Annotated in this window: 10 protein-coding genes; all 10 read right to left on the reverse strand. The window is 52.2% G+C overall.

The window, feature by feature from the left end:
- Nucleotides 1-314: 314 nt before the first annotated feature.
- Nucleotides 315-1,082 (reverse strand): sulfite exporter TauE/SafE family protein, encoded by a 768-nt coding sequence (locus tag E1189_RS05470; protein WP_155159035.1) that lies wholly within the window; start codon nt 1,080-1,082, stop codon nt 315-317.
- Complete coding sequence (gene ccoS / locus E1189_RS05475) at nt 1,079-1,264, reverse strand: cbb3-type cytochrome oxidase assembly protein CcoS (protein ID WP_155159036.1); 186 nt, start codon at nt 1,262-1,264, stop codon at nt 1,079-1,081. Before ccoS ends, E1189_RS05470 begins: the two co-directional genes overlap by 4 nt.
- 2 nt (nt 1,265-1,266) lie before the next feature.
- A complete protein-coding gene (locus tag E1189_RS05480; protein WP_155159037.1) occupies nt 1,267-3,741 on the reverse strand; it encodes a heavy metal translocating P-type ATPase in 2,475 nt (824 codons plus the stop codon).
- 10 nt (nt 3,742-3,751) lie between these two features.
- Nucleotides 3,752-4,300: a FixH family protein gene (locus tag E1189_RS05485; protein WP_155159038.1), complete on the reverse strand. Its 549-nt coding sequence runs from the start codon at nt 4,298-4,300 to the stop codon at nt 3,752-3,754.
- Complete coding sequence (gene ccoG, locus E1189_RS05490) at nt 4,297-5,724, reverse strand: cytochrome c oxidase accessory protein CcoG (RefSeq protein ID WP_155159039.1); 1,428 nt, start codon at nt 5,722-5,724, stop codon at nt 4,297-4,299. Before ccoG ends, E1189_RS05485 begins: the two co-directional genes overlap by 4 nt.
- Nucleotides 5,725-5,809: 85 nt before the next feature.
- The gene (gene ccoP / locus E1189_RS05495) at nt 5,810-6,721 is read right to left on the reverse strand and encodes a cytochrome-c oxidase, cbb3-type subunit III (protein ID WP_155159040.1); all 912 of its coding nucleotides are present in this window, start codon (nt 6,719-6,721) and stop codon (nt 5,810-5,812) included.
- Nucleotides 6,714-6,911: a cbb3-type cytochrome oxidase subunit 3 gene (locus E1189_RS05500; RefSeq protein ID WP_155159041.1), complete on the reverse strand. Its 198-nt coding sequence runs from the start codon at nt 6,909-6,911 to the stop codon at nt 6,714-6,716. The genes ccoP and E1189_RS05500 overlap by 8 nt, the downstream gene beginning before the upstream one ends.
- Nucleotides 6,912-6,924: 13 nt before the next feature.
- Complete coding sequence (gene ccoO / locus E1189_RS05505; RefSeq protein ID WP_155159042.1) at nt 6,925-7,536, reverse strand: cytochrome-c oxidase, cbb3-type subunit II; 612 nt, start codon at nt 7,534-7,536, stop codon at nt 6,925-6,927.
- Between the two features lie 14 nt (nt 7,537-7,550).
- On the reverse strand, nt 7,551-8,972 hold the full coding sequence (ccoN, locus tag E1189_RS05510) for a cytochrome-c oxidase, cbb3-type subunit I (protein ID WP_155159043.1): 1,422 nt from the start codon (nt 8,970-8,972) through the stop codon (nt 7,551-7,553).
- 300 nt (nt 8,973-9,272) lie between these two features.
- On the reverse strand, nt 9,273-10,527 hold a 1,255-nt coding region (locus tag E1189_RS05515; RefSeq protein WP_230460188.1), incomplete at its 5' end, for a hypothetical protein.

Raw genomic sequence — 10,527 nt, forward strand, 5'->3', positions numbered from 1 at the left:
GTAATATCCATAAGTTAATATAAGTGATGACTGTCGTTCGTTTTATCTGCTGAAAGTAAACGTACTTCATACTATCTACCTCTTACCGTTTGACTATGGCAGCTGTTGCTTTTTATACGGGTAGTTCTTGTTGATAGAGCATTCGCTATCTGAGTGTGAGCATTAGGAAAGAGTAGCCAAAATTAAGAGATTTGCTTAATGAAGCCCCTTACCCTTTGCCCCCATTTACCATGGGGAAATGACCCGTTCAACAACGGGCCAATACAGCAGGACAACGCGGGTCGATAGAGACTTGCCTTGAATGGCTGGAAGATTTAATGGGTATGGATCTTATGGTCAGCAGTGGCTGTATGACCAGATCCATGCATTTGATGATGATTGCCAGAGAAATCCAGCTTCATCATCGCCCACATCTGGTGCGGGCCGGGAATCGTCCACAGACCAAACAGAATCACCAGTACACCGGCCGCAGAACGAAACAGTTTGCTTTGCAGCAATGTACGCATTTGCTGGGCGAGAAGACCCGTTAAAAACAGAACAGGTAATGTACCAAGGCCAAAAGCCAGCATTAGCGAGGCTGACTCCACTGCGCTGTTGCTGGCAGCCGCCCAGATCAGCGTGCTGTATATCAAACCGCAGGGCAGCCAGCCCCAGATTGCTCCCACACCAATGGCTTTCACAGGGCTGCTAACTGGCAACATGGACGAAGCAGCAGGTTGAATCTTGCGCCAGAGTTTGTGGCCGAGCCGTTCCAGTATTGTTATTCCTGTCCACCAGCCAGCAAGGTAAAACCCCATCCCCACAAGCATAATGCCCGCGAACACTCGTAAGGCGACACTGGTTTCCTTACTGAAGCCGCCTACAAACCAACCCAGCCAGCCCATTAAAAACCCGATAAGGGTGTAGCTGAAAATGCGACCAAAATTGTACCCCAGCAGAATGCTCATACTTTTAAAAGAGCGCGGCGGCGCACCACTGCCGATGCTCAAAGCCGACATAATGCCCCCGCACATACCAACACAGTGTCCGCCCCCTAAAAAACCAAGCACAAAGGCTGCTGTTAAGCTCAATTGATCGGTCATGCTGACTCCTGATTGCCAGAATTTTTGTTATGGCTTTTCTTGTTTGGCTCATCGAACAAAATACTGTGAGCCGGGCCTTCCAGGTCATCAAACTGGTTGTTATCCACAGCCCAGAAGAATATCCATACAGCTGCCGCGACAAACACTACAGCAATGGGCACTAGAATATAAAGGCTGTCCATACCTATACTCCCTCTGTCAGTAGTTGTTCGCCATTAGCGGAGTGCTCGCTTTTGGCCTTATCTGAGGTGTGGTGAGAGAGCCGCAATGCGTTGCACACCACAATTAATGAGCTGGCTGACATACCAATTGCCGCCATCCACGGAGCCAGCCAGCCGGTGGCAGCCAAGGGCAGTACCGACAGGTTGTAAGCCAGCGACCACCCCATATTCTGGCGAATAATACGACGGGTGTCGGTGGCTTTGTCCAGACTTTCCGTAAGCTGCTGAAGATCACCGGAAAGCAGCAGGGCATCGGCATGGGTACGGGCCAGATCAGAAGCGGTATTCATGGCAACTGAGAGGTCTGCTGCGGCGAGCACCGGAATATCATTAATACCATCCCCTACCATCATGACCCGCGCACCTTTCTTTTGCAGTGCGCGGACATGGGCAAACTTATCGTCCGGAGAGGCTTGTGCTGTACGCTGGATAATGCCCAGCTTATTGGCAACCCGGTCCACTACGCCCTGGGTATCGCCACTGAGCAGTTCAATGGCCAGGCCTCTGGTTTGCAGGTCTTTTATAATGGTTGCCGCTTCCGGACGTAAGGTGTCGTCCAGTCCAAACCAGGCCATTGGCTTATCATTACAACTCAGCAATAGCCAACTGTGGTTGTGGTCGGGCGGTGTCAGGCTTTCATTCTGCTGGCTGGCAAAGGAAGGCTTACCGATTCGCCAGAGCTTATTATCTACAGTGCCTGCAATGCCCTGAGCCGTGATATTGCTGATTTCTTTGGCAATAAATCGGGTGTTAAAGGTTTTAAAGGCTTCTGCAATAGGGTGCTCGGAGTGAGCCTCTAATGCTGCGGCAATGTGTGTCAGGGTTGCCTGATCGTATTCTTTGCAGAGGAGTACTGTGTCCCGCAGGCTCAGTTCTCCTTTGGTGAGCGTTCCGGTCTTATCGAAAATGACATGGGTTACCTGAGGCAAACCTTCCAGTACATGGCTGCGGCTTACCAGAAAACCACGGGACTGCATAAATCCGGTAACGGCTGTGAGTGCTGTAGGTGTCGCCAGAGACAGTGCACAGGGGCAGGTGGCCACCAGGACCGAGAGCACAATCCAGAACGCATCATCCGGCTTGTGCTGGAACCAGTAGTAGTACACGACAGAGGCAACGATCAGAATCACGTAAACAAAATAGCCGCCAATACGGTCAGCTAAACGGGCAATGGCGGGCTTGTCTCCCTGAGCCTGCTCCAGCAAACGGGCGATAGCAGAAAGTCGGGTATTTTGCCCCACATCGGTGACTTGTACATCAACAGCATTCTCGGTGTTGAGAGTGCCAGCAGTGACCGCATCTCCCACCTGCTTGCTGACAGGCAGATGCTCTCCGGTCAGAGCCGATTCATTCACAGAGCTTTGGCCGCTGAGAATAGTGCCATCCGCTGGGAGGCTTTCACCGGGTAATATGCGGATAGTGTCGCCCACTTGCAGGTCGGAAGGGGTAACGGTTTCTGTCTCGCCATTAGCGGTGATCCGCACACAGCTTTCTGGTAAAAGGTTATGCAGGCTGCGTGCCGTTTGACTGGTTTTGTGACGGGCACGCATTTCCAGATAACGGCCACTGAGCAGAAAGAAGGTGAACATGCTCACCGAGTCAAAATAGACCTCTCCCGTGCCATGGAATGTTCCCCACAGGCTGGCGACATAAGCACCGCCAATGGCAAGAGAAACAGGTACATCCATCCCTGGTCGCCTGTTACGCAAATCCCGCCAGGCGGCAGTAAAGAACGGGCCAGCGGAATAAAACACAACGGGTGTCGCCAAAAGGGCACTGACCCAGCGCAGCAGTTCCCGAAACTCTTTATCAGCACCAGCATACAGGGCGATGGCATACATCATTACCTGCATGGTGCCGATACCTGCGACTGCAAGACGACGGATAAATTGTCTGTTCTCCTTCTCCAGCAGAGCTTCCTGTTGTTCCTGCCTCCATGGATAGGCGCGATAACCGATGCTGAGCACCGCCATCATTAATTCACTGATTTTGGTTTGCTCAGTGTCCAGGGTAATAGTGGCCGTGTGCTGGCTAAGGTTGACGGTGACATTCTCCACACCGGGCAGTTGCCCAAGGTGATGTTCCAGCAGCCAGATACAGGCAGAGCAGGTGATGCCTTCGATCAGCAGGCGGGTTTCCTTTATGCCTGAGGACAGGGTGTGGGTGAAGCTTTGCTGCACGTCTTCCCGGTCGTACAGGGCGTACTCCGCTTTCAGAACCTCATTGCCATCGGCCTGTTGAGCGGGCTCCGTGCGGTACTTGTAATAACTGTCCAGTCCGCCGTTCACAATAGCTGTTGCCACAGCCTGACAGCCGGGGCAGCACATGGGCTGCTCAACGTCTTCAATAGTGGCATGAAAAAGAACGGGGTCTTTGATGGGCAGGTGACAGTGGAAGCAATGGCACTCTTTATCTTTTGTATGTTCTGCGCTGCACATGGGGGCTTCCTCACTCATACACCGTGATTTCAACAGGCATGCCCGGCTCAAAGCGGACTTCCCGGTTCAGACGCCAGCCGCTCTTGTAGCCGACTTCCGGCACCAGCTTGTCCAGGGTTTCGATCTGGATGTAGTAGCGGCCTTCCGGCAGAGCGCGGGGTTGCCCCCGGTAAGCGGTTTCCCGGGCGGGTGTCTGGATCAGGGCGAAGGTCTGGTTCTCTTCGTGGGGAGCTGTGGGCATCAGATGCATACGCAGTTGCTGGGGCCAGCTGTCCAGAAGACCAGCCATTTCTATCTCCAGGGCGCCGCTTTCTGGTTGAAGAGTGATCACCCCTGAGATTTTCAGATCGGCTGCAAGGCGATCACGGGTGAGGTCCTGATTAATGGCTTTGCCGACCTTGTAGTAATCATCCACCACGACTTGGTCAGCGTTCTGGAACGCGAAGAACACCCGGTAGCTGCCCCAGGTTACAGTGACAAAGATAATACCCAGAATGAACCATACCCAGGGTTCCTGATACCAGCGAGTGATAGGCTCGTTATTGGCGTTTGAAATCATTGGTCACTCCTTATTGGGGGGCTAAGGTTCGGAGACAGGAATCGGCTCTCAGTTTCGGCAGCCGGACCATCAGTACTGTCGTTGTCAGCATGAAATACAATGTTGGTTTTGGGTCCGGTGAGGGCATCGGGCGAAACAGCCAGCCGTACAGGAAGGCTGGCGACAGAGCCCGGTTCCAGAGTCACGCGAGTTTCCCCGCGAAGGGTGGCCCCTTTTATCCCAGATACGGAAATGGTCAGGGTATGGGGCTGTTGGGATTTGTTCACCAGCTTCAAGGTGTAGATATTCTCAACCAGCCCCTGACTGTTAGTGGTGTACAAGCCCTGGCGATCCCGCAGGACTTCAAACTCCAGCACGGTGCGTTGCGTCAGGGTGAAAACAAACAGGCCGGTCATCACACACAGGGCGATAAAATAAGCAATTAACCGAGGACGCAGCAGGTTCGGTTTGCTTCCGTCCAGTTCGCCCTCGCTGGTATAACGGATCAGGCCACGATCGTAATTCATTTTGTCCATAATGCCGTTACAGGCATCCACGCAGGCACCACAGCTGATGCACTCGTATTGCAGACCATCGCGGATATCAATATCTGTAGGGCAAACATGGACACAGAGGTTGCAGTCAATACAGTCGCCAATACCCAGCTCTTTTGGGTCGGCAGAACGTTTGCGTGGGCCACGGGGTTCACCGCGAGTCGCATCGTAGTGCACGGTCAGAGTGTCTCTGTCGTACATTACGCTCTGGAAGCGAGCGTAGGGGCACATATAAATGCAGACCTGCTCCCGTAACCAGCCTGCATTGCCATAGGTAGCGAGAGTGAAAAAGCCCACCCAGAACACAGCCCAGGCAGAGGCCTGTGCGGTGATCAGGTCACCAGTCAGTTCTCGGATAGGGGTAAAGTAACCGACAAAGGTGATAGCAACGGCCAGTGAAATCAGCAGCCAGAGTATGTGTTTAGCCAGCTTGCGGGTGAACTTAGTTGCGCTCATGGGCGCTTTGTCCAGACGCATGCGTTTGTTGCGGTCACCCTCGGTGATTTTCTCCACCCACATAAATACCCAGGTGAACACACTCTGGGGGCAGGTGTAACCACACCAGACACGTCCGGCCAGTACGGTAATAAAAAATAAGCCGAAGGCGCAGATAATCAGCATCCAGGAGAGAAGGATAAAGTCCTGGGGAAGAAAGGTTTCGCCAAATATATAAAACTGTCGTGTACTCAGATCCCAGAGCACTGCCTGACGGTCACCCCAGTTGACCCATACCGTTCCGAAATAGATAAGGAAAAGCAGCGCACCGCCGTAGTTGCGCAGGTTGCGGTGAAAACCCTCAAAAGCACGGGTATAGATTTTCTCCCTGCGCTTATAGAGATCGACGGTTTTTATGATTTCCGGTTCATTTTTTTTGTTTTGTGGTTGGGGCATAGGGGAGTTTCTCAACCAGACATCAATTGGGAATTGCAGGTTGGGTTACGTTTCGCTCACCCAACCTGCATAGGTTGTGTTGTGTTTATTCTGCTGTCTTATCCTTATGGGACAGGCTGTACACATAGGCCGACACAAGGTGAACTTTCTCCGGGCCAAGAATATCTTTCCACGCAGGCATCACACCGTTACGGCCTTTACGAATGGTGTACTCCACCTGAGCCTGACTATTGCCATAAAGCCAGATATCGTCAGTCAGATTGGGTGCACCAAACAGCTTGTTGCCCTGAGCATCGCCACCGTGACACACAGCACAGGTGGTTGCGTAGGCTGCTTTACCGGAGGCCAGATCTTCGATAGTAGCATTGACTTCCAGGCCGCTGAGATCACGGATATAAGAAGCCACGTTGCGTACACCGCTTTCACCCAGTACCGGGCCCCAGGCAGGCATCTGGCCGTTACGACCTTCCATAATGGAGGCTTTAATCTCTGCAGGGACACCGCCCCATACCCAGTCGTGATCGGTGAGGTTCGGGAAGCCGAAGGCACCGCCTGCATCACTGCCATGACACAAAGCGCAGTTATTCAGGAAGATACGTTTACCCATGGACAGTGCCTTGGGGTTCTCCTGCAACTGTTCAATGCTTTTGGCAGCATACTGCTCGAACAGTGGCTGGTACTGACGGGCGTGCTTTTGCTGATCGGCTTTCAGCTCTCCGGTTGAACTCCAGCCCAGAATGCCATCGAACTTGCCGGGCCAGATGCCGGGATACAGTATGAAGTACACTGCACCGAAAATCAGAGTGGCGAGGAACAGACCAATCCACCACATGGGCATGGGATTGTCGTATTCTGTAATGCCGTCAAACTCGTGGCCTACCGTTTCTTCCGTAGAATCCTTGCGCTGTACCTTCCAGGTGGAAAACAGTACAAAACAGATAAACCCAAGGCATGCGAGGGTGAGTATCAGTACCCACGCGCTCCAGAAGTCAGACATTTGGAGCCTCCTCCTTCTTATTATTCTTGTTAGAACCGCTCTTTAATCCTTCATCTTGAAAAGGGAGGTTGGCGGCCTCGTCGAAATCCTTACGCTTACGGTCACTGTAAGCCCACAGTACAATCCCAAGAAAAGCCAGCATGCAGAACACTGTTGCCAGGCCTCGCAGGGTATTGATATCAATATCCATGGTTTGTCCTCGCTTAGCGTTTCTGAGTGATGACGGTGCCCAGGCCTTGCAGGTAGGCCACCAGAGCATCCATTTCTGTTTTGCCTTTCACCGCGTCAGAGGCACTGGCAATGTCCTCGTTGGTGTAAGGCACACCCAGCTTCTGCAGTGCTGCCAGCTTTTTCGGGGTAATGGCGCTGTCGATCAGGTTTTCATTCAGGTGTGGATACGCAGGCATGATGGAGGCCGGTACCACATCCCGTGGGTTATGCAGGTGGGCGCGGTGCCATTCGTCGGAGTAGCGCTCGCCCACACGGGCGAGGTCTGGCCCGGTTCGCTTGGAACCCCAGAGGAAGGGGTGGTCGTACACAGACTCACCGGCTACGGAATAGTGACCATAACGTTCCACCTCAGCCCGCAGCGGACGAATCATCTGGGAGTGACAGCCTACGCAGCCTTCTTTGATGTACACGTCCCGGCCTTCCAGCTCCAGTGCCGTGTAAGGATTGAGGCCTTCCACGGGTTCGGTGGTTTCCTTCAGGTTGAACAGAGGTACGATTTCCACGAGGCCGCCGAAGCTGATGGCGAAAATAACGCCAAGAACCATCAGGCCAATATTTTTTTCTATGATGTCATGTTTGAGCATGTCCTTACTCCCCCTTACACCATGGCCGCTGCAGCTTCAGACTCTTCCGGCCTGGAAGCACGAATGGTCTGCCAGACGTTATAAAGCATGACGAACATGCCGATCACGAAGAATCCACCACCAATCAGGCGCACGATATAACCGTGGTAGCTGGCCTGTACGGATTCGATAAAGCTGTACTGCAGGGTGCCGTCTGCGTTCACTGCCTGCCACATCAAGCCTTGGGTAATACCATTTACCCACATGGACACGATGTAGAGAACCGTACCAATAGTGGCGAGCCAGAAGTGAGTATTGATCAGGCTGATGCTGTACATGTTGTCGCGGCCATACACCTTGGGAATCAGGTGGTACATGGCGCCGATGGAAACCATGGCAACCCAGCCGAGGGCACCGGAGTGTACGTGGCCGATAGTCCAGTCGGTGTAGTGGGACAGTGCATTCACCGTCTTGATCGCCATCATCGGGCCTTCAAAGGTGGACATGCCATAGAAGGAGAGAGAGACCACCAGGAAGCGCAGGATGGGATCGGTACGCAGCTTGTGCCATGCGCCGGAGAGGGTCATTACACCATTGATCATACCGCCCCAGGACGGTGCCAGCAGGATCAGGGACATCACCATACCAAGACTTTGCGCCCAGTCAGGCAGGGCGGTGTAGTGCAGGTGGTGAGGGCCAGCCCAGATATAGATGGCAATCAGTGCCCAGAAGTGCACGATGGACAGACGATAGGAATAAACCGGACGTTCAGCCTGTTTAGGTACGAAGTAATACATCATGCCCAGGAAGCCAGCTGTCAGGAAGAAGCCTACGGCGTTGTGTCCGTACCACCACTGAATGGTCGCATCCATTGCACCGGAGTAAGCGGAGTAGGATTTGAACAGGGTGACCGGCATCTGCATGTTATTCACAACGTGCAGCACCGCAACGGTGATAATGAATGCACCATAGAACCAGTTGGCTACATAAATATGCCTGGCCTTGCGCTTCATGATGGTGCCGAAGAAGACGACAGCGTACGCCACCCAGACGACGGTGATCAGAATGTCGATTGGCCATTCCAGTTCTGCATATTCTTTGGATGATGTCATACCCAGAGGCAGGGTAATGGCCGCCAGCACTATGATCAGCGTCCAACCCCAGAAGGTGAAGGAGGCCAGTGCATCGGAGAACAGGCGTGCCTGACAGGTACGTTGTACGACGTAGTAGGAGGTTGCGAAGAGAGCGGACCCGCCAAATGCAAATATCACCGCATTAGTATGCAGCGGTCGCAGACGGCCGAAGGTCAGGTAGGGTTCAAAATTCAGTTCTGGCCATACCAGCTGGGCGGCGATAAGGAGACCCACCGTCATGCCGACGATCCCCCATATCACCGTCATTACTGCAAACTGGCGAACCACTTTGTAATTGTAATGTGTGTTCGTTGTGTTGCTCATTATCGCGATCCACGATTGCGGTTATACGTATAAACCGAGATAAGTATGAAAAAGGCGTAACAACCCAACAATGACATAGGTCAATGACCGCTCACTTATTGGGCAATAATGATGCTTTTTCAACCACTCCTACGATTTGTTATGTTATGGAGCATGCCCTGTTATATGCCCGGGCACTTGAACCTTGTTGCTTTTATTAGATTGGTATGCGGTGTGCGAATGCGGTCAGTGCTGCGCCACCGGCTCCTGCTGGCGGCGCAATCATAACAGATTCTGTGTATAAATACTTAGTTGGATGGGTTATTTACACTGACTGTTAAGGGCTTTGCCAGATGCTGTGGCCCTTAATATATCGTTTTCCCAGTCAGGGCTATCCAATTTAATAAAGGTTGGCTTCATGGATGGCAGCATACCCTTCCAAAATGCTGTACGTAATGTGGACTCATCGGTACAGGTTGGCGCGGCAGGAACAGTGACAATCAAACAATTCTGTTTTAAAGAAGCTCTGTTCAGGTCTTGCAAGCGCTTGGCTACCGGGCAGTAATGCCCTCTATAGGCACTCAGAGTACAGGACAACTCCAATTGTATTGATATCTCATTACTGTAGTATGGGAACGTGACATACAGAATTTGATCAGCTTTTTTTAACCACTCACTTTCTAACTCCCGACATTTTTCCCAGAACGGTATAGGCCAGGCTTTAGCGGGTTCGATTTCTACAACATGAAGGTCATCCCGGACTTTGTGTGCCTGAAGTTGTAAAGACTTAAGTTCGGGTGAGCTCTGTAGTGAAAGTGGCATGTGAAGGGGGGCATCGTTTGGCCGGACAGCAGTATAAACCGGAGAGCCCCCATTGGCGCATATAACACTGTCAACAACTCTGGCACGCTCAATGTGATAGCCCGGGTCGTTAATGACAACAATAACCTTCCCGGAAAGGCTTTTTATCTGCTCTCTGGCTCTTTCCATATCCAGTTCAATGTCAATGCAGTTTCGGGCGGTATGTTGGTCTACGGCGTAATCGCTGTAGTTTATTCGCAATGGGCCTGTGGATGTATAAAAAAACTCAGGCAGCGAAAGTGATGAGTCTTGTGACAACTGGCTGTCAGTGGAACCTGGAGAGCCCAGACTTCCACGCAAAGGTAAGAAATCGCTGTAGCCAGAAGGATTCTCATCGCTGGATACTGTTGAATTGGAGGCGTCTTCAGATGAAGGCTGTGAGTCGCTGGGCTGACGGGAACCTGAGATATCGCTGCCTATCGTATTTTTGCTGGCGGCTTCTTCTTTGATCTCTGTTTCCTGGTGTGGTGAAGGCACAGGTGTAAACTCGGAGAGTTTTTTAGCCAGCCTTTGCAGTTCTGTTTCGATGTGTTGAAGGAGCCTGTTGTCTTCTGTGTCCTCAGGTGTTTGAGAATGTGTCAACCAGTCGATAGCGGTATTGGCCATCAGCTGGTGGGTCACAGAACGAGCTGAGGAGAGAAGACGCCACAACCCCTTTTCCTGACCGGGAATAAGTTGTTTATCAAGTTCCGCCATGGATGGTGAACTATCACCA

It is taken from the genome of Parendozoicomonas verongulae, from assembly GCF_009711465.1.
Lineage (GTDB): Bacteria > Pseudomonadota > Gammaproteobacteria > Pseudomonadales > Endozoicomonadaceae > Sansalvadorimonas > Sansalvadorimonas verongulae.